This window comes from Vibrio metoecus, assembly GCF_009665255.1.
GTDB classification, from domain to species: domain Bacteria; phylum Pseudomonadota; class Gammaproteobacteria; order Enterobacterales; family Vibrionaceae; genus Vibrio; species Vibrio metoecus_B.
On record NZ_CP035686.1, the window covers coordinates 1529982 to 1551683 of the forward strand.

17 protein-coding genes and 4 tRNA genes are annotated in these 21702 nt (G+C 48.5%); 8 read left to right on the forward strand and 13 right to left on the reverse strand.

All coding sequences use genetic code 11. The annotated features are described in order from the left end of the window. Positions 1 to 18: 18 nt before the first annotated feature. The 3 genes from ihfA to pheS all read right to left on the reverse strand — a co-directional run bounded on the left by ihfA (position 19) and on the right by pheS (position 4149). Positions 19 to 315 (reverse strand): integration host factor subunit alpha, encoded by a 297-nt coding sequence (gene ihfA / locus EPB59_RS06890; protein WP_001229255.1) that lies wholly within the window; start codon positions 313 to 315, stop codon positions 19 to 21. Positions 316 to 751: 436 nt separating this feature from the next. After that, positions 752 to 3139: a phenylalanine--tRNA ligase subunit beta gene (gene pheT, locus EPB59_RS06895; RefSeq protein ID WP_154172015.1), complete on the reverse strand. Its 2388-nt coding sequence runs from the start codon at positions 3137 to 3139 to the stop codon at positions 752 to 754. Between the two features lie 26 nt (positions 3140 to 3165). Next, a complete protein-coding gene (gene pheS / locus EPB59_RS06900) occupies positions 3166 to 4149 on the reverse strand; it encodes a phenylalanine--tRNA ligase subunit alpha (protein WP_001164217.1) in 984 nt (327 codons plus the stop codon). Positions 4150 to 4439: 290 nt separating this feature from the next. Here pheS and EPB59_RS06905 point away from each other — a divergent pair, with 290 nt between their 5' ends. Beyond that, positions 4440 to 4925: a GNAT family N-acetyltransferase gene (locus tag EPB59_RS06905; protein WP_154172017.1), complete on the forward strand. Its 486-nt coding sequence runs from the start codon at positions 4440 to 4442 to the stop codon at positions 4923 to 4925. Here the strand turns inward: EPB59_RS06905 and EPB59_RS06910 are convergent. The 8 genes from EPB59_RS06910 to uvrY all read right to left on the reverse strand — a co-directional run bounded on the left by EPB59_RS06910 (position 4922) and on the right by uvrY (position 9983). After that, a complete protein-coding gene (locus EPB59_RS06910; protein ID WP_154172019.1) occupies positions 4922 to 6040 on the reverse strand; it encodes a GGDEF domain-containing protein in 1119 nt (372 codons plus the stop codon). The two genes, EPB59_RS06905 and EPB59_RS06910, sit on opposite strands and share 4 nt — an antisense overlap. 216 nt (positions 6041 to 6256) lie before the next feature. Next, a tRNA-Gly gene (locus EPB59_RS06915) sits at positions 6257 to 6332 on the reverse strand. 10 nt (positions 6333 to 6342) lie between these two features. Next, positions 6343 to 6429: transfer RNA gene (locus EPB59_RS06920), tRNA-Leu, on the reverse strand. A 64-nt stretch (positions 6430 to 6493) separates the two neighbouring features. Then, positions 6494 to 6569 (reverse strand) — tRNA-Gly (locus EPB59_RS06925). 2 nt (positions 6570 to 6571) lie between these two features. Next, positions 6572 to 6645: transfer RNA gene (locus EPB59_RS06930), tRNA-Cys, on the reverse strand. Positions 6646 to 6901: 256 nt separating this feature from the next. After that, positions 6902 to 7459, reverse strand: a complete 558-nt coding sequence (pgsA, locus tag EPB59_RS06935; protein ID WP_001211977.1) for a CDP-diacylglycerol--glycerol-3-phosphate 3-phosphatidyltransferase — start codon at positions 7457 to 7459, stop codon at positions 6902 to 6904. A gap of 47 nt (positions 7460 to 7506) precedes the next feature. Then, on the reverse strand, positions 7507 to 9339 hold the full coding sequence (gene uvrC / locus EPB59_RS06940; protein ID WP_154172022.1) for an excinuclease ABC subunit UvrC: 1833 nt from the start codon (positions 9337 to 9339) through the stop codon (positions 7507 to 7509). Then, positions 9339 to 9983 carry a UvrY/SirA/GacA family response regulator transcription factor gene (uvrY, locus tag EPB59_RS06945; protein WP_001902713.1) on the reverse strand — a complete coding sequence of 215 codons (645 nt, stop codon included), beginning with the start codon at positions 9981 to 9983 and terminating at the stop codon, positions 9339 to 9341. Before uvrY ends, uvrC begins: the two co-directional genes overlap by 1 nt. A 375-nt stretch (positions 9984 to 10358) precedes the next feature. Here uvrY and EPB59_RS06950 point away from each other — a divergent pair, with 375 nt between their 5' ends. Beyond that, on the forward strand, positions 10359 to 12722 hold the full coding sequence (locus tag EPB59_RS06950) for a DNA polymerase II (protein ID WP_154172024.1): 2364 nt from the start codon (positions 10359 to 10361) through the stop codon (positions 12720 to 12722). On the opposite strand, the gene EPB59_RS06955 is transcribed toward EPB59_RS06950, so the two are convergent. Both EPB59_RS06955 and EPB59_RS06960 read right to left on the reverse strand, forming a co-directional pair. After that, entirely contained in the window at positions 12694 to 14793 is a 2100-nt protein-coding gene (locus EPB59_RS06955) for an EAL domain-containing protein (protein ID WP_154172026.1), read from the reverse strand. The two genes, EPB59_RS06950 and EPB59_RS06955, sit on opposite strands and share 29 nt — an antisense overlap. Before the next feature lie 109 nt (positions 14794 to 14902). Next, positions 14903 to 15670 (reverse strand): nucleotidyltransferase domain-containing protein, encoded by a 768-nt coding sequence (locus EPB59_RS06960; protein ID WP_055050606.1) that lies wholly within the window; start codon positions 15668 to 15670, stop codon positions 14903 to 14905. A 215-nt stretch (positions 15671 to 15885) separates the two neighbouring features. Between EPB59_RS06960 and yeiP the strand changes: the two genes are divergently transcribed. From yeiP to hutU, 6 genes are all read left to right on the forward strand, one after another. Then, a complete protein-coding gene (yeiP, locus tag EPB59_RS06965; protein WP_001123593.1) occupies positions 15886 to 16452 on the forward strand; it encodes an elongation factor P-like protein YeiP in 567 nt (188 codons plus the stop codon). Between the two features lie 4 nt (positions 16453 to 16456). After that, positions 16457 to 16777 (forward strand): HI1450 family dsDNA-mimic protein, encoded by a 321-nt coding sequence (locus EPB59_RS06970; protein WP_000818873.1) that lies wholly within the window; start codon positions 16457 to 16459, stop codon positions 16775 to 16777. Between the two features lie 173 nt (positions 16778 to 16950). Further along, a complete protein-coding gene (gene hutC, locus EPB59_RS06975) occupies positions 16951 to 17661 on the forward strand; it encodes a histidine utilization repressor (protein WP_000075030.1) in 711 nt (236 codons plus the stop codon). 103 nt (positions 17662 to 17764) lie between these two features. Continuing rightward, positions 17765 to 18973, forward strand: a complete 1209-nt coding sequence (hutI, locus tag EPB59_RS06980) for an imidazolonepropionase (RefSeq protein WP_154172028.1) — start codon at positions 17765 to 17767, stop codon at positions 18971 to 18973. Then, complete coding sequence (hutG, locus tag EPB59_RS06985) at positions 18963 to 19985, forward strand: formimidoylglutamase (RefSeq protein WP_154172030.1); 1023 nt, start codon at positions 18963 to 18965, stop codon at positions 19983 to 19985. Before hutI ends, hutG begins: the two co-directional genes overlap by 11 nt. Before the next feature lie 18 nt (positions 19986 to 20003). Then, a complete protein-coding gene (hutU, locus tag EPB59_RS06990) occupies positions 20004 to 21701 on the forward strand; it encodes a urocanate hydratase (protein WP_154172032.1) in 1698 nt (565 codons plus the stop codon). Position 21702 lies beyond the last annotated feature (1 nt).

Genomic DNA, 21702 nt, shown 5'->3' on the forward strand with positions numbered 1-21702 from the left:
GTGGTCTATTGCTCGGTCTTATTTTTCGACTTTGATGTTCTCGACTCGGGCTTTCAATTTTTGCCCTGGGCGGAACGTTACGACACGTCGAGCGGTAATAGGAATATCCTCACCCGTTTTGGGGTTTCGACCCGGACGTTGATTCTTATCTCGTAGGTCAAAATTACCAAAACCAGAGAGTTTTACCTGTTCGCCACTTTCGAGTGCTTTGCGAATTTCTTCAAAAAACACTTCAACCGTATCCTTGGCATCCCGCTTGCTCATGCCGAGCTTTTCGAACAGGGCTTCAGCCAATTCGGCCTTTGTGAGCGCCATAAAACTTCCCTCAAAGCTAAGTTAAACCTTGCTGCTGGTTGGCAGCGCCAAAGCAATTTTTGTTCGACCAATCAACAACCTAACAGCCGAACAGTGAAAGTGTATGCCAACCTTCTGATTTTCGCCAACTTTTTTATTGCTTACTAAGCGATTCAAAACGTTATGATTTACAGCTCTCTTTAAAAATCACTCACTTTCTCTTGGAGAACAAGAGGAAAAAAATCTGAATTTTTAGTTATTTACATCATTGTCACTAAAATGATTTTCAGACTCTTATCACTATTTAGAGTAGATAATTTTTTTCGATACGCCAAAAATTTTTTCTTAGTTTCATCTAAAAATCAGAGAGTTGTTGACCTAACTCCACATTCAAACCATAAAAAACAGGCTCCGAGGAGCCTGCTATCATCTTGCTTGAAGCGAGGAGATCTCTGGCTTAGTCGCGCAGAGCCGCGCCGAATTGGGCAGATACTGCTTGAACAATCGCCTCTACCGCTGCTGCGATATCCGCTTCTTCAAGCGTGCGTTCAACGGATTGAAGCGTCAGCGCAATCGCTAAGCTCTTCTTACCTTCTTCAACGCCTTTACCCACGTAAACGTCGAACAGTTTCGCGTCTTTCAACAACTCACCGCCCGCAACACGGCAAGCTTCAACGATGTCGCCAGAAGCGATGTTGCCATCGACCACCAACGCGATATCACGACGGTTGGCTGGGAACTTAGAAATCGCTGCCGCTTCAGGGATCACGCGTGTGTTGATCGCATTCCACTCGATCTCGAACACGATTGTGCGACCATTGAGGCCAAACTTACGCTCAAGTTCTGGGTGAACCGTACCAATAACACCGATCGCTTTGCCATCCACCATAATCGCTGCAGCTTGACCTGGATGCAGAGCTGGATGCTTAGTTGCTGCGAAGCTGTAAGCTTTGCCTTTCGCAGTCAGTTCAAGAACCGCTTCCAGATCGCCCTTCATATCGAAGAAATCAACGGTTGCCGTTTCCATATTCCAGTGCTCTTCACCACGAGCGCCAGAAATCACACCCGCCAACATTGGCTCTTGGCGCATACCGTTTTCTGCTGCTGCATCAGGGATAAAACGCAAACCGTATTCAAACAGACGAACACGAGGTTGCTGGCGCTTTTGGTTGTGAACCACAGTGTTCAGCAGACCTTGGATCAGACTCAAACGCATCGCTGACATTTCAGCAGAAATTGGGTTTGGTAGGATCAGCGCATCAACACCCGGTACAACCAGTTTCTGCTGCTCAGGCTCAACGAAGCTGTAGGTGATCGCTTCTTGGTAACCACGGTCAACCAGCAAGTCGCGTACACGCTTCAGCGGTAATTTCGCTTCGTTATGCAGGTTCATGTTCAACGCAGCCACAGGAGCTTGGTTAGGAATGTTGTTGTAACCGTAGATGCGGCCTACTTCTTCCACCAAATCTTGCTCGATAGCAATATCAAAACGCCATGTTGGCGCAGTCGCTTGCCAGCCTTCTGCGGTAGTCGCCACTTGCATGCCCAGACGCTCAAGAATTTCTACCACGTCCGCATCCGGAATCGCATGACCCAGCAGTTTGTCGAGCTTGCTACGACGCAGTGTCACTTGGTTTGGTTTTGGTAAATCGGCCGCTGATTCTGCGGCTACCACTGGCGCAACGTCACCACCACAGATCTCAACCAGCAGCTGCGTTGCACGCTCCATCGCCGCGTGTTGCAGAGCGTAGTCAACGCCACGTTCAAAACGCATTGAAGAATCGGTGTGTAGGCCGTAGCTACGTGCACGACCACGAATATGGTCTGGTGCGAAGAACGCACACTCAAGTAATACATCTTTGGTGTCAGTGCTGACGCCAGAATGCTCGCCACCGAACACACCAGCAATCGCCAGCGCTTTTTGTTGGTCAGCAATCACTAGCGTATCTGCGTTCAATTTGGCTTCTGAGCCATCAAGTAGAGTCAGTTTTTCATCTTGCTCAGCCAGACGAACCACTATTCCGCCTTCAATCTTCGCCAGATCAAACGCGTGCATCGGTTGACCTTGTTCCAGCATCACGAAGTTAGTGATATCAACCACCGGATCGATAGAGCGGATACCACAACGACGCAGTTTTTCTTGCATCCACAGTGGCGTTTGCGCTTGAACGTTCACGTTCTTCACGATACGACCAAGGTAACGTGGACACGCCGCTGGTGCTTTCACGTCAATTGCAATCGTATCATTAATGGTCGCAGCAATCGCATTCACCGCAGGCGCAGTCACGTCCGCACGGTTCAGTACGCCCACTTCACGAGCTAAACCACGGATGCTGAAACAGTCCGCGCGGTTAGACGTCAAATCCACATCGATAGTCACATCGTTCAGTGACAGAAAATCGCGGAAATCCATACCAATTGGTGCGTTTTCAGCCAGTTCCATGATGCCGTTCGATTCAACATCGATACCCAGCTCAGAGAATGAACAAAGCATACCGTGTGACGGTTGGCCACGCAGTTTGGCTTTCTTAATTTTGAAATCGCCTGGCAGCGTCGCGCCTACGGTTGCCACTGCAACTTTCAGACCTTGACGACAGTTGGCTGCACCACACACGATGTCCAGAAGCTCTTCTTCGCCCACATCGACTTTGGTGACGCGCAGTTTGTCGGCATCTGGGTGTTGAGCACACTCAACCACGTGACCCACTTTTACGCCGTCGAACACACCAGCCACTGCCAGTACGTCGTCCACTTCCAGACCCGCCATTGTAATTTGGTGGGTTAATTCGTCAGTGGTAATTGCCGGGTTAACCCACTCACGAAGCCATGATTCGCTGAATTTCATTGTATATACCTCTTGGGAACCCTGAATTATTTGAACTGTTTTAGGAAACGCAGATCGTTTTCGAAGAATGCACGCAGGTCATTCACGCCGTAGCGGAGCATGGTTAAACGCTCAACGCCCATACCAAACGCGAAACCTGAGTATTTCTCAGGGTCGATGCCTACGCTGCGCAGTACATTTGGGTGCACCATACCGCAGCCTAGCACTTCTAGCCATTTGCCGTTTTTACCTTTCACATCCACTTCCGCTGAAGGCTCAGTGAACGGGAAGTAAGACGGACGGAAACGCACTTCAAGATCTTCTTCGAAGAAGTTACACAGGAAGTCATGCAGGATGCCTTTCAGCTGTGCGAAGTTAACGTTTTCATCAACCAGCATACCTTCCACTTGGTGGAACATTGGTGTATGCGTTTGGTCGTAGTCGTTACGGTAAACACGGCCTGGGGCGATGAAACGCAGTGGCGGCTGACGCTCTTCCAGAGTACGGATTTGCACGCCAGAAGTGTGAGTACGCAACATCAGCTTCGGATTGAAGAAGAAAGTATCGTGATCAGTACGCGCTGGGTGATCCGCGGCAATGTTCAGAGCATCGAAGTTATGGAAATCATCTTCGATTTCAGGGCCAGACTCTACAGTAAAGCCAAGCTCACCAAAGAAGCTTTCAATACGTTCGATAGTACGGGTCACTGGGTGCAAGCCACCATTTTCGATACGGCGACCCGGCAGAGTCACATCGATGGTTTCAGCCGCTAATTTGGCTTCCAGCTCTGCGCTTTGCAGCGCATCTTTACGCTCAGCCAGTGCTTTTTGCACCGCTTCTTTCGCAACGTTAATTTCTTGGCCAGCAGTACGGCGCTCTTCCGGCGGTAGTTTACCTAGGCTTTGCAGTTGAACCGTCAGTTCACCTTTTTTGCCCAGATACTGAACACGCACTTCATCCAGTGCGACGAGCGACTCTGCAGCGTTAATCGCCGCGGTCGCATTAGCAATAATCTCTTGTAGATGTTGCATCGTTTCCTCGTCTGCCAATCAGCAGTTTCCTTTAGGAGCCCGAGTAGGTTTCTTTGGCAGTCGCAAGACCGCCAATAGTGTTACCGTAAGGGATTCTTGGGGTTTTCAAATAGCTATACATAGTACCGAAAGCTAGGATTAAAGCCAAATTGAAATCCACCGTGTATGCATTATTGGGGCATTATTCATGCACTTGAAAAGTCTTACAGCAATACCCACTAATTAGAAGTACGCGGTGACATGCTAAAAAAACAACATCACCGCATTTTTCATCCAGAAAAGGACTAGCAATGAGAGTAGAAATCGTACCGATTCGACCTGAGTTTGACTCTGAGATTTGCCAAATTATTCAAAGCGTCGGCGCTGAGTTTGGTGCCATTGGTGAAGGTTTTGGCCCTTCGGATGCTGAAGTGCTTGCCATGAGTCAGCATTATCGAGAACAAGATCGCAGCGCGTATTTTGTTGCGTTATTGGAGGGGAAGGTAGTCGGCGGTGGTGGTATTGCACCTTTTGCTGGCCATACGGATTTGTGTGAACTGAAGAAGTTGTTTCTGCTCCCCACAAGCCGCGGCCATGGCGTAGGCCGAGCGCTCAGCGAGCACTGTTTGAATTTTGCGAAGCAGCAAGGCTATGCCAAATGTTATTTAGATACCCTTTCTAGCATGACCCAAGCAATCAAGCTCTACCAACAGCTTGGTTTTGAGCACTTAACACAGCCCATGGCAGGAACTGAGCATAATGGCTGCGACGTGTGGATGCTGAAATCACTCAACTAGCTCAGCCCATCAAAAGCGCAAACACGATTTTTCCCACTGTTTTTGGCAAGGTAAACCGCTTGATCCGCCGCGCGCAGTAATTCATGGTGATCCTTCATTTTTGGATCGAATTCTGCGACGCCCATGCTAACACTACCTTGCCAGCATAGGTTGTCTTCAATCGAGATCACATGCTGTTGAATGGCGTGACAAACCGCTTGAGCGATATGTACTGCACCTAATGTATTCGTTTCAGGACAAAGCACCAAAAACTCATCGCCACCTAAACGACAAACCAGATCATCACTACGGAAGTGATCCCTTAGTGTGTGTGCCAACGTCGTCAAAACTCTATCTCCCACATCATGACCATAGAGGTCATTCACAGCCTTGAAGCCATCAACATCAACCATCACACAGGCGAAAGACTGTTGATTGTCTTGAGCAAGGTTCCAATGTAGTACGAGCTGACGCATGGCTTTACGTCTGTTAGGTAAGCCAGTCAGGCTATCGGTCATCGACAGTGCTTCTAGCTGACGATTGACTTGGTAAAGCTGCTGAGTACGCTCAATCACTTTTTCTTCCAGTGATTGATTGAGTTTGACGAGTTCCCTATTACGTTCAGAGACTTGATCAAATAACGCATTAAGGGCATTGAGTAATGGCTCCGTCGCGGCATTTTTCTCACGCTCCTCTTTAGCGTAGGCCTCTTCAGCACTCATGCCAGAGCGAATCGCAATCACTTGTCGCGCCATATTCTGGTCGATACCTAAGATGTGGTACGCCAACCAATGGATCAAAAACTCCAATAGCTGAACGGCCGAACGGTCATCTACGTCATGGATGAAAGCTTGCATGCTGAACACTTCAGACATAAACGTGCGATGAACCTGAATGTGCTCTTCAAGATGACGGTCTGAAATGCCGACCTCACGCATCAGCTTTTCTTCTTCTTTGAAGTGGTATTCTGAATAGCGGGACAACTCGAACAACGCAAGACGGATCTCTTCTAGCGAGACGTGATTTTCAGCCAACAGAGAGCTATAGCGATTAACAATGTTCACCAAATACTGGTGCTGTTCATCAACCTCATCCAACCCTGTTTCGAAATATTGATCCCACTTGAACGATTGCATGCTCGGCACTCATTTCTCTAGCGTGTACAACCCAATCACGGATAACCCTTAGTAATCTAGGGCAATTGTAACTGGACACGGAATAACCGACGTGATTCAACTCATAAAAACAGGAAAACGTTAGCAAATGCTAATCAAATCGAAGAGAAATAGCACCATATGTGATTAACAGGATACTGAAACGAAAAACCCCGCTCATTGAGCGGGGTTTCGATTTGGAGCGACACACGAGGTTCGAACTCGTGACCTCAACCTTGGCAAGGTTGCGCTCTACCAACTGAGCTAGTGTCGCATAATGGAGATGGTGCCCCGGGCCGGACTTGAACCGGCACGACTCGAAAGTCGAGGGATTTTAAATCCCTTGTGTCTACCGATTTCACCACCAGGGCACGCAAAATCTTTGCGATGGAAGACACCATCTTGTGATACCGCTTAACGCCATATCATTTAATTTGGAGCGACACACGAGGTTCGAACTCGTGACCTCAACCTTGGCAAGGTTGCGCTCTACCAACTGAGCTAGTGTCGCAATGGAGGCGCGTCCCGGAGTCGAACCGAGGTTCACGGATTTGCAATCCGCTGCATGGCCACTCTGCCAACGCGCCTCTGTAACTTCAGGCGCTTGCTTGTTTCGCTGACTGCCTGACTACGGGAATGCATTCTACGCATTCGAGGTATTGAGTCAACACAATTTTTTTGCCTTTCTAATCGTTTGACTATTTAACATGCAAAAACGCGATATTTGCTCACTTTATTAGCAAAAAAAGCCGCGTTTTTATGGAGATAACTGGATCTCAAGCTCAATCTTTTGTCCAACGCCCCTATCGTCCAGCGATAAAAAAACGGGCTTTCGCCCGTTTTCTAGTGATGTTCTTCGTTAAGTAAATCGTCTTTGGCCGCAGCGAGATATTGCACCATTGACCAATAGGTCAGCACAGTCGCCACATAGATAGAAATGTAGCCAAGCCAAATCATCCAGTCGTCATAACGCCAGATCAGCACCCAGAGTGCAAACATTTGGGTCAGAGTTTTCACTTTGCCCACCCAAGACACCGCGACACTGGCTCGTTTGCCAATTTCTGCCATCCACTCACGCAGTGCAGAAATGATGATTTCACGGGCGATCATAGTCACCGCAGGAATGGTGATCCAGATACTGTGATAATGTTCGGTGATCAAAATCAGTGCCGTGGCCACTAGCACTTTATCGGCCACTGGGTCAATAAACGCGCCAAAACGCGAAGTTTGGCCTAATTTGCGCGCCAACATTCCATCTAACCAATCGGTAAATCCAGCTACCCAGAACACCATCGCGGCGACAAAGGGAGCCCATTCAAAAGGAAGATAAAAGGTCACCACAAACACGGGGATCAGAAATAATCTGAGCAGGGAGAGAAGGTTAGGAATGTTGAAACGCATAATATATAGGCTCTTTTCGATGGCGCGTTAATGTTGCTGTATTTTTCTTATTGTTTCAATGCTTGATAAATGATTTCTGCCAACGCGTAACTAATCCCCGGCACTTTGGCGATTTCTTCAACAGATGCACGTTTCAATTCCTGCATACCACCCAAATATTTGAGTAGCGCCTGACGCCGTTTTGGCCCCACGCCTTCAATACCCTCAAGCGTACTGGTACGGCGAGTTTTTCCGCGCTGCGCTCTGTGTCCTGCAATCGCGTGATTATGGCTTTCATCACGAATATGTTGAATCAAGTGTAGTGCAGGTGCATCACTCGGTAGATGGAATTCATCGCCATCAATCGTGATCAGCGTTTCCAAACCGGGTTTACGTGTCACTCCTTTGGCGATACCAATGATCTTCGGGTACTTCGGCCAATCCTGCCAACATGAGGAGATAATTTCGTACGCACGATTAAGCTGCCCTTTGCCGCCATCAATAAAAATAATGTCGGGAATTTTACTGCTATCAAGCTGCTTGCTGTAGCGGCGTTCCAACACTTGCGCCATCGCCGCGTAATCATCCCCACCGGTGATGCCAGTGATGTTGTAACGCCGATACTCTTGCTTTAGCGGCCCTTCTTGGTTGAACACCACACAAGAGGCCATCGTGCTTTCGCCCATGGTATGCGAGATATCAAAACACTCCATGCGGGTAATCGCATCCATTCCGAGCTCTTCTTGCAAGGCTTTGAAGCGCTGACTGATGGTCATTTTGTGATTGATCTTGGTCGTCAGCGCCGTCAAAGCATTGGTATTAGAAAGCTTTAAATAGCGGCCACGCGTACCGGTTGGATTGACATGGAAAGTGACTTTGCGCCCTGCAAGTTCACTGATCGCGGTTTGTAGCGCCTCGGTTTCTTCGGTCAATCCTCGATTTAAAATGATCCGTGCAGGAATACTGCGAGCTTCACTGTGGCTCAAATAATATTGGCTTAAAAAGCTCTCAAACACTTCGACCTGCGAGGTATCACTTGGTATTTTCGGGAAATGGCTACGACTGCCGAGCACTTTGCCTTGGCGGATCATCAAAATATGGATGCAAGCAATGCCATTTTCTTGCGCAAAACCGAGCACATCCAAGTCTTCCAAACTGTCATCCGACACAAATTGCTGCTCTTGTACGCGGCGAATGGCTTGAATTTGGTCACGCGCTTTAGCGGCATCTTCAAAACGCAGTTCACGGCTCGCCTGCTCCATTTTCTCAACCAGAATCGACAATACTTGGTTGTCTTTGCCTTGCAGGAAAAGACGCAGGTAATGGACGATCTCTTGATAGCCTTGGTCAGAAATCAGCCCTTTCACACAAGGTCCGGCACAGCGACCAATCTGATACATCAAGCAAGGTCGAGTACGGTTGCTGTACACCGTATCTTCACACTGACGGACGGGAAAGATTTTCTGGATCAAATGCAGAGTTTCACGCACTGCACCCGAATCCGGATAAGGCCCGAAATATTCACCACGGCGTTTTTTGGCACCACGATGTGAGGACAGTCGCGGGTGTTTGTGCGCGCTTAAGAAAATATAGGGATAAGACTTATCATCACGCAGCAGCACGTTGTACTTAGGCAGATACTGCTTGATGTAATTGTGCTCAAGGATCAATGCTTCCGTTTCGGTGTGGGTGACCGTCACGTCAATCTTGGCGATGTTGCTGACGAGAGCTTTGGTTTTTTCGCTGTCGAGATTCTTGCGAAAATAGCTGGTTAGACGCTTTTTGAGGTCTTTGGCTTTGCCGACATAAATCACTTCAGCCTCAGCGTTATACATTCGGTATACGCCGGGCTGGTTGGTGACTGTCTTAAGAAAAGGGGCAGAATCAAACTGTGTCGACACTATAACTTCTCAGTATCTAAGATCCCGTGTCGGATAGCTAAGTGGGTTAATTCCACGTCACCGTTGATATTCAGTTTGGCGAACAGACGGTAGCGGTAGCTGTTGACGGTTTTCGGGCTCAAACTGAGCTGTTCGGAAATGTCCGTCACCTTCTGGCCTTTAGTGATCATCAACATGATCTGCAATTCGCGTTCGGAGAGATCAGCAAAAGGATTTTCAGAGGCGGGCGAAAACTGGCTCAACGCCATTTGCTGCGCAATTTCTGGAGAAATATAACGCTGGCCACTGTGAACGATACGGATCGCATTGACCATTTCATCCGGCGCCGCGCCCTTCGTGAGATAACCTGCGGCACCCGCTTGCATCACTTTGGTTGGGAACGGATTTTCGGTATGTACCGTCAATACAATAATTTTAATGTCTGGATTAACACGCAACAGCTTCTTGGTTGCTTCCAAGCCACCAATACCCGGCATGTTCATATCCATTAAAATGACGTCTGCATGGTTCGCACGACACCATTTTACTGCTTCTTCACCGCTGTCAGCTTCCCCTGCTACTTTCATTCCACGGACGTCTTCAATAATACGTCGTATCCCTGTGCGAACCAGCTCGTGATCATCTACAAGGAAAACACTAATCAAACTTGTATCTCCACACTTATCTATTGGCTCTGCACCCACCTAGACAGTGGATTACAGCGAAGTTACCCCAACCAACGCGGGCAACTTTTCTCTCGTGAATATGATCTGAAACCTACACTTTAGCAAGCACTTATTTTTCAAAGTGTCGAATCGCACATGTGGCACATAGAAATCAATAAGTTAATGAAAATCATATTCGACCAATTGAAAGCTTTAGTGAATGTTTTCACTCATTTTCACCGTATGATTTCAATTGTCTTTCGCCGATGATTGGCCTTATCTGGCGACACAAATCACAATGCGATGTAATCAGCTTCACGATCAGTATAATGTGCCAGCGCAAAACTGTATGAGAATCTATAAAGGTGAATCAGATTGAAGATTGAACAAGGGTTTGTATTAACACGTCACGCTCGTGATGTGGCTGGACAAACCCAAATTGAACTTTGGCTTGCCACACCTTCAGGCCCCACGCAACTAATCATACGCGGTGAGCGCCCTGTGTTTTTTATTGAACAATCGGCTTGCTCAGAGACTGAATCTATTGCAGCGCCACTGGCCTTGCAGCTTTCGCTCTCACCCCTCGCCCTACACAGCTTCCAAGGCCAAGCCCTCACTGCTTGTTACACCACCACCATTCGAGATAGTCAAACCTTAGCGGAAAAACTCGCTCACGCGGAAATTTTAACCTTCGAGACCGATATCCGTTTGGCTGACCGTTTTCTGATGGAACGCTTTATCCAAGGCAGCATCGAATTTACTGGTCAAATCACCGATTTCGGTCGTTATCGCCAAGTTCAGCAAGCCAAATGTCGCCAAGGTGACTACCTGCCGACGCTAAATATGGTGTCGCTAGACATCGAATGCTCCGAAAAAGGGCTGCTCTATTCGATTGGCTTGGACAGCCCGATGGACAGTCGAGTGATTATGATAGGTCAGCCAGAGCCTGCGGAAACGCCGATTCAATGGGTCGAGGATGAATACCAGTTACTCAAAGCGCTCATTGCATGGTTTGAGCAGTTTGATCCTGATGTGATTATTGGTTGGAGTGTGGTGGATTTCGATTTCCGGCTGCTGCACAAACGCGCGGAGTTCCACAAACTGAAACTCACTATTGGCCGAGCTCAGCAACCGAGCTTCTTTCGAACGGCGAGCCAAACTCAGCAAGGCTTTATCAGTATTCCCGGACGTGTGGTGCTCGATGGCATCGATACGTTAAAAACCGCGACTTACCATTTTCGTTCATGGTCTTTGGAGTCCGTCTCGCAAGAGCTGCTCGGCGAAGGGAAAGCGATCCATAACGTGCATGATCGGATGGATGAAATTAACCAGATGTTTCGCCACGATAAGCCCTCGCTCGCTCGCTACAACCTGCAAGACTGCGTATTAGTGAATAAGATTTTTGCGGCCACTCATCTGCTCGATTTCGCCATTCAGCGTTCACGTTTAACAGGTGTCGAGTTAGATCGCATTGGTGGCTCTGTAGCCGCATTCACCAATCTCTATCTACCACAACTACACCGTGCAGGGTATGTCGCTCCCAATTTGCAGCCAGAAAACTGGGTTGCCAGCCCGGGCGGTTATGTGATGGATTCAATTCCGGGGCTGTATGACTCGGTACTCGTGCTCGATTTTAAAAGCCTCTACCCTTCGATTATTCGCTCGTTTTTGATTGATCCGCTTGGGTTGATTGAAGGATTAAAGCTACCGATAGGCAAACAAGCCGATCACGCGGTTCCGGGCTTTCGCGGTGGTCAATTTCATCGTACCAAACACTTTTTGCCTGAGATGATCGAAAAGCTATGGGCAGCGCGCGATGAAGCCAAACGCAACCAAGAAAAGGCTTTTTCGCAAGCGATCAAAATCATCATGAACTCGTTTTATGGTGTACTCGGATCATCAGGCTGCCGCTTTTTCGATGCGCGATTGGCATCGAGCATTACCATGCGCGGCCATGAAATCATGATCCAAACAAAACAGTTGATTGAAGCGCGCGGCTATCAAGTAATTTATGGCGATACAGACTCAACTTTCGTTGCGCTGGGTGGTCAGTACACTCAACAAGAAGCCGACACGATTGGTAATGCTTTGGTGAGTGAAATCAACCAATGGTGGACAGAGCATTTAAAGCAAGAATATGCCCTTACTTCGATTCTTGAACTCGAATACGAAACCCACTATCGCCGCTTTTTAATGCCGACCATTCGCGGTTCAGAAACGGGCTCCAAAAAACGCTATGCGGGTTTAAAAGGGGATGGTGATAATGAACAACTGATTTTTAAAGGTTTGGAAAGCGCACGCACCGATTGGACGCCGCTCGCGCAACGGTTTCAACATCAGCTGTATCAATTGATTTTCCACGGCCAAGACCCAGAATCCTATATTCGCACTATCGTAGAACAGACATTGGCAGGCCAATTGGATGATCAATTGGTATATCAAAAGCGTTTGCGCCGACGGTTACATGAGTACCAAAAGAATGTGCCGCCGCAAGTGCGCGCAGCCAGAATGGCGGATGACATTAATGCCAAACTCGGGCGGCCTCTACAGTATCAGTATCGCGGCAGCATTGAATATTTGATCACCGTGAATGGACCAGAGCCGAAAGAGTATTCCAAAAGTCCGATGGATTATCAGCACTACATCGACAAGCAACTCAAACCGGTGGCAGACGCGATTTTGCCTTTCATCGGCAAGCAATTCGACGAGCTTATTGCACCTCAGCTGGGGTTGTTTTGAGCATATTACGTTCTTGCACGAATTCCACCAAATGTTCACGAGTGAGAGATTTACTGTAAAACCAGCCTTGTACTGAGAAAGGGTATTCATCTCCCATCGCTTCTAATTGCTCTTGAGTTTCGACCCCTTCGACGATCGTTTCCAACTCAAGGGAATGAGCAACGAGCTGTAAATTCGCAAACACTTTACGCCCTTTTTCAGAGGCCAAAGCTAGCACGAAAGAGCGATCAATCTTGATCCCATCGACATCAAAACGGTGCAGATAGCTGAGAGAAGAGTAACCAGTACCAAAATCATCAATGTAAATTTTGACACCTAATTGATGGAGTTGATTAAATACCCAAGTCAAACGCTGTTCATCCGCCAGTAAACTTTCTTCCGTCAGCTCAATATGGATTAATCCTGCCACTGGGCGAATGATCTCTTCAATCTGAGCCATTACGGTCAAATTCATCAAGGTTTCTGCCGTCAGATTAATACTGACAGGTACATAAACTCCGAGATCCGTTAGCTTGCGAACATCACGCGTAGCGTGTTTCACCACCCATAAATCCATCTCTTTCATCAACCCTGCTTTGGCAAGGGAAGGTAAAAAGGCTGCCGGTGGTAGAATGTTATCTTGTTGATCTTTGGCGCGAATTAATGCCTCACAACCAATCACTTGCCCAGTGCGATGGCAAACTTGTGGTTGATACTCCAAACAGAACTCTTTGCTGCTCATCATTTGCAGTTGTTGCTCAACCTTCAATTGTTCACGTTCTTGTTTTTGCGCCAATGCAATCGGGTCATCTTGCAAGTGTTCTGCTTCTTCTTGGCGACGGGTGTACATAGTATCTAGCGAAGGAATACGAATAACCTGCTTGCCATACTGTTCATTGAGCCGTAACACCGAAGGCAGATACAAAACGCAACCAAGAAAAATGTTGAACAGTTGGAGTAACAAAGCGTGCCAGTCGCCATTCGTCGCAATCCACGCATTAAGAAAAATCGGGCTATTAAACGGAACGGAAACCGTAGGATAATCCACCCATCCAGAGGTAACCACCCATAAAGACACCACGACATTCGTCATCGGCACTAACAGAAAGGGCAGAAACAATCTGGGATTCAAAATCAATGGCAAGCCAAATAGGAATATTTCATTCACATTGATAAACCCGATAGGAATGCTCGCTAAGGCAAGCAATCGTATGGATTTTTGTTTACTAAACAGCAAAATGGATAAAGCCAGTGAAAAAGTGGCCCCACTGCCTCCAATAAACACGAAAGTACCCATAAAAGACAAATTCATCGGATACGGAGCACTTTCCCCGATCAATAAATAGGACTCAGAAAGCAGACTCGCTTCTTGTAAGCGTTCCACTAAAGGTAGTAACGCGTAATAACCATGCACCCCGAAAAACCAAAGTAGGGAATTAAGGCTAGCGAACGTTAACCCAAATGCATAAGGGTCATTGGCATAATCAAAATGCATTAAACTCGCGAAGATTTGGCGCGTCACTGGGCCAAATAAAATTAAATTAATCGCCACTACTACAATCGAGGTCAACGCTGCCGGCAACACCAGATTGAGCGACTCACGGACAATAGTACCAGCACTGTTAGAACGCGTTAAATGCAATGCGGGGTAACGCATAAGCCAAGCAATCAACGGAATAGCGTATACGGGGGTCACCAGTGCCGTGACAATCTGAAACGTCGGCAGATTATGTTCGGTACTGACCGATGCCGATGACACCACTAAGTAAACGATGCTCAGTAGCGCAATCGGAGGTCGTGGTAAATGCCAATGCATCGCTAAAAGATAAGAAATGGTCGCCGTCATCAAATAAGGGAACGTTTCGGCGATCACTTGATTAGCACGATATAAAACCAGCACCCACTCCGGGCGACCACCACTAAACAATTCCCCCATACTGGCGATAAACAGCACAAAGGAAGAGATCATCAAACAGGGGATCAGCCATACCATACCTTCTCGAATTGAATGCATGGACGAGACTAGATATTGAGAAATATTGGCCAGTTCTATCTTTTTAATGGTTGGGTGGCACTTATCAAGAATGGACATGCTAGAGCAACTCGGAAGAATACATAACTAAAAGTTAGCACAGCATTTCCTTAATTAATAAACCGTTAAACTGTGCAAAATAATACTTATCGCAAATTCTCAAAAAAGACTAACCAATCCTGAATTCGGTTTTTTGATATTGAGACACCAGCCAAGGACCAAAGCTATCAAGTAAACCCACCACCGAGCGTTTGGGAATCGCACGGGATTTTAGCAGTAAACCAAGGCGGTCAATCTCAATCTGCTTCTCTGGGTGATAGCGTAGGAAGTGGGTACCGCATTCTAGTGGATCGTCAAACCACTGCTTGTCGCGGTACATAATCAGTGAATAACTGGCACGCAGTAGTTTTTTGGCCACCATCTGCTGAGCCAAAATCTGCTCTTGTTGATTAGCCGCTTTGGCAATTTTATCTCGGTAATAGGCTAGCCAATCACCGACATCCATATTCCAATGTTTGGCAATTTCCCAACTGGGCTCGTAGTGACCAAAACACTCCGCCAGATCATCGCCATATATGCACACACAGCAATGGCGCAGCATAAAACCCCAAGAGAAAATCGCCTCTAAGGTCGCGATTTCTTCAACCGTTGCAAGTTTGATGGATACATCAGTGATCCACGGATAACTTTTCTGAAAACGCCAACGAATCGTGTTGATTAAGGTCGCGCGATTTTCTTCAAAAGCGCCATGCGTGACTACCACGACATCCAGATTGGAACGGTTAGGCTGTGCCGTTTTGCGCGCCACACTGCCGTAAAGATAGATACTGTGCAGCGCCTGCCCTGCCCCTGCACGCCAAAAACGTACCAAATCGGTAATCGCACTTTGGTATTCAGGTTGAAAAGGCTGTTTCGGGTCAATCACCGGCAGAGTCATACCGCTCACGTACTCACTTGGTTTGCAGAAGCCTTATGTTCCACGATGCGCGGCTATCAATCAATAGCTCACCGTTTTATTGCTTAGCAAAGCATCACTCCGGTTAGCTCTTCATCATGCAACGCGTGAGACAAAACGCAACATAAGGAGAGATATTCCTTTTCCCCCTTCCTTTAGTTATAATGCTGCCACTTTTTACACGAAGGATATATTTCATGCCAAAGGCAAGTGAACTGAAAAAAGGTTTTGCCATCGTTTCTAACGGTAAAACTCTGCTGATCAAAGATATCGAAGTGACCACTCCAGGTGGCCGCGGCGGTTCAAAAATCTACAAACTGCGTTGTACTGACCTCAATACTGGCGCTCGCGTAGATGAGCGTTACAAATCTGACGACGTGCTCGACACCGTAGAAATGAACAAGCGCCCGATCTCTTTCTCTTACATTGATGGCGATGAGTATGTCTTCATGAACAATGACGACTACACCCCATACAACTTCAAGAAAGATGAAATCGAAGACGAACTGCTGTTCATCACTGAAGAAATTCAAGGTATGAGCGTAGTATTGGTTGACGGTGAAGCGGTTGCGATTGAACTGCCATCTTCTGTTGAAATGGTGATTGAAGAGACAGATCCATCAATCAAAGGTGCTTCGGCCTCTTCTCGTACTAAACCAGCGCGTATGCCAACTGGATTAGTGGTTCAAGTTCCAGAGTACATTGCAACGGGCGATCGTATCGTTATCAATACTGCTGAACGCAAATTCATGAACCGAGCGTAATCTTATGGCTGAGCTAATTTCTATCGACGACACCATTGATACCGCATACGACATTTTCCTAGAGATGGCGCCAGATAACCTCGAACCTGTGGATGTAATTTTGTTCACAGCTCAGTTTGATGATCGCGGCGCGGCTGAAATGGTTGATGTCGGCGATGACTGGGATGATCAAGTGGGCTTTGAAGTCGATAAGGAAATCTACGCCGAAGTTCGCATTGGTCTGGTGAACGAAGAGAACGATGTGCTGGACGATGTATTCGCTCGCATGTTGATCAGCCGTGACCCGGATCAGAAGTTTTGTCATATGCTGTGGAAGCGTGACTAAACTTCGTAACGCCAGCTTTCAAGCTGGCGTTGCTCTTTTAGCCCCATCAATATCAAGCACAATCACACCCTAAAAATCTGCGCAATGTGGCAACTTACACACAAAAAGTTGCAAAACTTCGATTTCAAAGAAATGATTTGTCTATGCAAATGATTTTTTGAAAGAGTTGAAACTTGTCTCCACGCTATCTGCAAATCAAACAATTTATGCTCGATAACATCGAGTCGGGTCGTTGGCCGGTCGGTTATCGTACACCTACTGAATTGGAATTAACCGAGCAATTTGGTGTCAGCCGCATGACGGTCAACAAAGCGCTGCGCGATCTGGTCAGTGAAGGAAAATTGCAGCGCCGCCCACGTTTAGGCACCTTTGTTTGCGCGGCAGAAGAGAAAGCCGAATCGCCTTTGCTAGATATTCGCAACATCGCGGATGAAATCCTCAGTCGCGGTAAGCAGTATCACAACAAAGTGGTTGAACAGCGTGCGCTGAACGCCGACGAAGCTGTCGCCATCAAGCTCGGTGTGATGGTGGGTAGCCCAGTGTTTTACAGTGAAATCATTCACTACGCTAACGATATCCCGATGCAACTGGAAGTGCGTTGGGTGAATAGCCGTTCGGTGCCACACTATTTGGATCAAGATTTTACCCAAATTACGCCCAACCAATATTTGTCGCAAAACTGTCCACTGAGCGCGATTGAGCATACTGTAGAAGCCATTGTGGCCGATGCGCATGTCAAACAAGCCCTTGCACTTGCGGCTAATGAACCTTGCTTGCTACTCAATCGCCGTACTTGGAGTGGTGACAAACTGGTTAGCTCAGCCCTGCTCTATCATCCGGGTTCGCGTTATAAACTCAGCTCGAAAATTCTGTTCAACCAATAGTCCCACATGATCACATTTTCGCAACATTCAAGTTGCGAACTTTTACGCTTTCCACTATTTATTTGTATATACATTTGACATATCGATATCTGGATGGAAAGCGATGAATTGTGTGTTGACCGAAGCGCGTTTAGTAACCATGCAACCGGGCGTGCAAGGTTATCAGGTAACCGAGCCGCAAACCCTCATCATTGAGCAGGGGCGCATTCAGCACATAGGCCAACATATTGACCTTCCCAGCGATGCGCATTCTATCTCGTGTGCCGGCAAATTAGTCACACCGGGATTGATTGATTGCCACACCCACTTGGTTTATGCCGGCAGCCGCGCCAACGAATTCGAGCTGCGTTTACAAGGTGTGCCCTACCAAGCCATCGCCGCCCAAGGTGGCGGCATTCTTTCTACCGTGAATGCCACTCGTAAGGCCAGTGAAGAAGCGTTGATCGAGCTGGCGCTACCGCGTTTGGATGGCCTGCTGCGTAGCGGTGTCACTTCCGTTGAAGTGAAATCTGGCTACGGTTTAACGCTCAAGGATGAGCTGAAAATGCTGCGCGCCGCCAAAGCGCTTGAGCAGCATCGCCGCGTCAAAATCACCACCACATTACTTGCCGCGCACGCACTACCTCCTGAATTTCAAGGCCGTAGTGATGACTATATCGCGCATATTTGCCAAGAGATCATTCCTCGGGTTGCCGAAGAGCAACTGGCCACCAGCGTGGATGTGTTTTGTGAGTCGATTGGCTTTAGCGTGGCGCAAACTGAACGCGTGTTTCATGCTGCGCAAGCGCATGGCTTGCAAATCAAAGGTCATACCGAGCAGCTTTCCAACTTAGGCGGCAGCGCACTCACCGCTCGCATGGGTGGGCTCTCCGTTGACCATATCGAATACCTTGATGAAGCGGGCGTGAAAGCATTGGCGCAATCGAGCACGGTTGCCACCTTACTTCCCGGTGCATTCTACTTTTTGCGCGAAACCCAAAAGCCGCCGATTGAATGGCTGCGCCAATATCGCGTACCCATGGCCATCTCTACCGATTTAAACCCCGGCACCTCACCATTTGCCGATTTGTCCCTGATGATGAATATGGGCTGTACCTTGTTTGGCCTAACGCCAGAAGAGACGCTACGCGGTGTCACTTGCCATGCAGCGCAAGCTTTGGGTTACGCCGCAAACCGTGGACAAATCGTAGAAGGCTACGATGCTGATTTGGCGATTTGGAATATCGAACACCCTGCCGAGCTGAGCTATCAAGTCGGCGTTTCTCGCCTGCATGCTCGCATGGTGAATGGAGAGCTAAGCTATGAATCCTAATTTCACCACAGAGCACACTTGGCAAGGCCGCCATGATCCCGAAGATGGCCAAGCTGGGCGTCGTGTGCACTATATCGCTTGTCCAATTCAAGTGGACGAGCTAGCCAATCAGCCTCAAGGGGTAGCGCTGATCGGTTTTGAGTGTGATGCGGGCGTTGAACGCAACAAAGGTCGCACCGGAGCCAAACACGCGCCCAACCTTATTAAGCAAGCACTGGCCAATCTCGCGTGGCACCATCCAACCCCCATTTACGATTTGGGCAACATTCGTTGTGAAGGTGATGCATTAGAGCAAGCTCAGCAAGAATGCGCGCAAGTGATTCAACAGGCTTTGCCTCACGCGCGGGCCATCGTGCTCGGCGGCGGACACGAGATTGCTTGGGCAACCTTTCAGGGTTTAGCACAGCATTTTCTAGCAACAGGCGTACAGCGACCGCGGATCGGCATCATCAATTTTGATGCGCATTTTGACTTACGCGCGTTTGAATCTGGGGTTGAAACAGCGTTCGTTCCAGTACGCCCAAGCTCAGGCACACCGTTTAATCAAATCCACCATTTTTGCCAGCAGCAAGGTTGGGATTTTCATTACGCCTGCTTGGGAGTGAGCCGCGCCAGCAACACGCCCGCACTGTTTGAACGCGCAGATAAGCTAGGGGTTTGGTATGTTGAAGATAAAGCGTTTTCGCCTTTGTCACTCAAGGATCACCTGACTCGATTACAACACTTTATTGATGATTGTGATTACCTCTATCTCACCATTGATCTGGACGTGTTTCCGGCGGCCAGTGCGCCCGGTGTGAGTGCGCCTGCCGCGCGCGGTGTGAGCATAGAAGCGCTTGCCCCCTATTTCGACCAAATTCTTCATTACAAAAACAAACTGATGATTGCCGATATCGCCGAATACAACCCGAGTTTCGATATCGATCAACATACGGCGCGCTTAGCTGCTCGTTTGTGTTGGGACATTGCTAACGCCATGGCCGAACAAGTGCAATCCATCCGTCACCCGTGAATCAAAAGGAGTCTCAACATGACACAGTCATCTACACAAGGAACAAGACTGGACACTCAGCGCACCATTCGCGCCCCTCGTGGCACACAGCTGCGCGCCAAATCTTGGCTCACTGAAGCCCCACTTCGCATGCTGATGAATAACCTCGACCCCGATGTGGCTGAACATCCTCATGCACTGGTGGTGTATGGTGGTATTGGCCGCGCGGCCCGTAACTGGGAGTGCTTTGACAAAATCGTCGAAGTGCTGGAGCGCCTCGAAGATGACCAGACTTTATTGGTGCAATCGGGCAAACCGGTTGGGGTTTTCCCAACCCACAAAAATGCGCCACGTGTGTTGATTGCCAACTCCAACATAGTACCTCACTGGGCAAACTGGGAACATTTCAACGAGCTCGATAAACAAGGCTTGATGATGTACGGCCAGATGACGGCAGGTTCTTGGATTTACATTGGCTCGCAAGGCATAGTGCAAGGTACTTACGAGACGTTTGTCGCGGTTGCGAAAAAGCATTTCAACGGCGATGCCAAAGGCCGTTGGGTTTTAACTGGCGGCTTGGGCGGCATGGGCGGCGCGCAACCTTTGGCGGCGACGATGGCAGGATTCTCGATGATTGCGGTGGAATGTGATGAATCGCGCATCGACTATCGTCTGCGCACCGGTTATGTCGACAAAAAAGCCAACACGCTTGATGAAGCGCTGGCGATGATCGCCGATACCGATCGCCCAATTTCTGTCGGCTTACTGGGTAATGCCGCTGACGTCTTCCCCGAATTAGTCAAACGCAACATCACGCCTGATGTGGTGACGGATCAAACCTCGGCACACGATCCACTCAATGGCTATTTACCACTCGGCTGGAGCATGGAAAAAGCCGCGCAGATGCGTCAACAAAATGAAGCTGAAGTCGTCAAAGCTGCCAAAGCTTCGATGGCGATCCAAGTGCGCGCCATGCTTGATTTGCAAACTCGCGGCGCTGCGACACTGGACTATGGCAATAACATTCGCCAAATGGCGCTGGAAGAAGGTGTTACCAATGCGTTCGACTTCCCCGGTTTTGTGCCGGCCTATATTCGTCCCCTATTCTGTGAAGGGATAGGTCCCTTCCGTTGGGCGGCACTCTCTGGCGATCCGGAAGACATTTACAAAACCGATCAAAAAGTCAAAGAGCTGATCCCTGACAACCCACATCTGCATAACTGGCTGGATATGGCGCGTGAGCGAATCCACTTCCAAGGTTTACCTGCCCGTATTTGCTGGGTCGGTTTAAAAGATCGCGCTCGCTTAGGCTTAGCCTTTAACGAAATGGTGAAAAATGGCGAGCTCAAAGCGCCAATCGTGATTGGTCGTGATCACCTCGATTCAGGCTCAGTCGCCAGCCCGAACCGCGAAACGGAAGGCATGCTCGATGGTTCAGATGCGGTCTCTGATTGGCCCCTACTCAATGCGCTACTCAACACCGCAGGTGGTGCTACTTGGGTTTCGCTGCACCACGGTGGCGGCGTCGGTATGGGGTTCTCACAACATTCCGGCATGGTGATTTGCTGTGATGGCAGTGATGATGCCGCCGAACGTATTGCACGCGTACTGCACAATGACCCAGCGACCGGCGTAATGCGCCATGCCGATGCGGGCTATGAGATTGCCAAACGCTGCGCGCAGCAGCAAAAACTCGATTTACCAATGCTCAACGCTGAGCTGGCCAAACTCAAGTGAG

Bases quoted from the DNA above. Each gene is read 5' to 3' on its own strand.
- ihfA (WP_001229255.1), bottom strand. From the start codon at position 315: ATGGCGCTCACAAAGGCCGAATTGGCTGAAGCCCTGTTCGAAAAGCTC.
- pheT (WP_154172015.1), bottom strand. From the start codon at position 3,139: ATGAAATTCAGCGAATCATGGCTTCGTGAGTGGGTTAACCCGGCAATT.
- pheS (WP_001164217.1), bottom strand. From the start codon at position 4,149: ATGCAACATCTACAAGAGATTATTGCTAATGCGACCGCGGCGATTAAC.
- EPB59_RS06905 (WP_154172017.1), top strand. From the start codon at position 4,440: ATGAGAGTAGAAATCGTACCGATTCGACCTGAGTTTGACTCTGAGATT.
- EPB59_RS06910 (WP_154172019.1), bottom strand. From the start codon at position 6,040: ATGCAATCGTTCAAGTGGGATCAATATTTCGAAACAGGGTTGGATGAG.
- pgsA (WP_001211977.1), bottom strand. From the start codon at position 7,459: ATGCGTTTCAACATTCCTAACCTTCTCTCCCTGCTCAGATTATTTCTG.
- EPB59_RS06955 (WP_154172026.1), bottom strand. From the start codon at position 14,793: ATGTCCATTCTTGATAAGTGCCACCCAACCATTAAAAAGATAGAACTG.
- EPB59_RS06960 (WP_055050606.1), bottom strand. From the start codon at position 15,670: ATGACTCTGCCGGTGATTGACCCGAAACAGCCTTTTCAACCTGAATAC.
- yeiP (WP_001123593.1), top strand. From the start codon at position 15,886: ATGCCAAAGGCAAGTGAACTGAAAAAAGGTTTTGCCATCGTTTCTAAC.
- EPB59_RS06970 (WP_000818873.1), top strand. From the start codon at position 16,457: ATGGCTGAGCTAATTTCTATCGACGACACCATTGATACCGCATACGAC.
- hutI (WP_154172028.1), top strand. From the start codon at position 17,765: ATGAATTGTGTGTTGACCGAAGCGCGTTTAGTAACCATGCAACCGGGC.
- hutG (WP_154172030.1), top strand. From the start codon at position 18,963: ATGAATCCTAATTTCACCACAGAGCACACTTGGCAAGGCCGCCATGAT.
- hutU (WP_154172032.1), top strand. From the start codon at position 20,004: ATGACACAGTCATCTACACAAGGAACAAGACTGGACACTCAGCGCACC.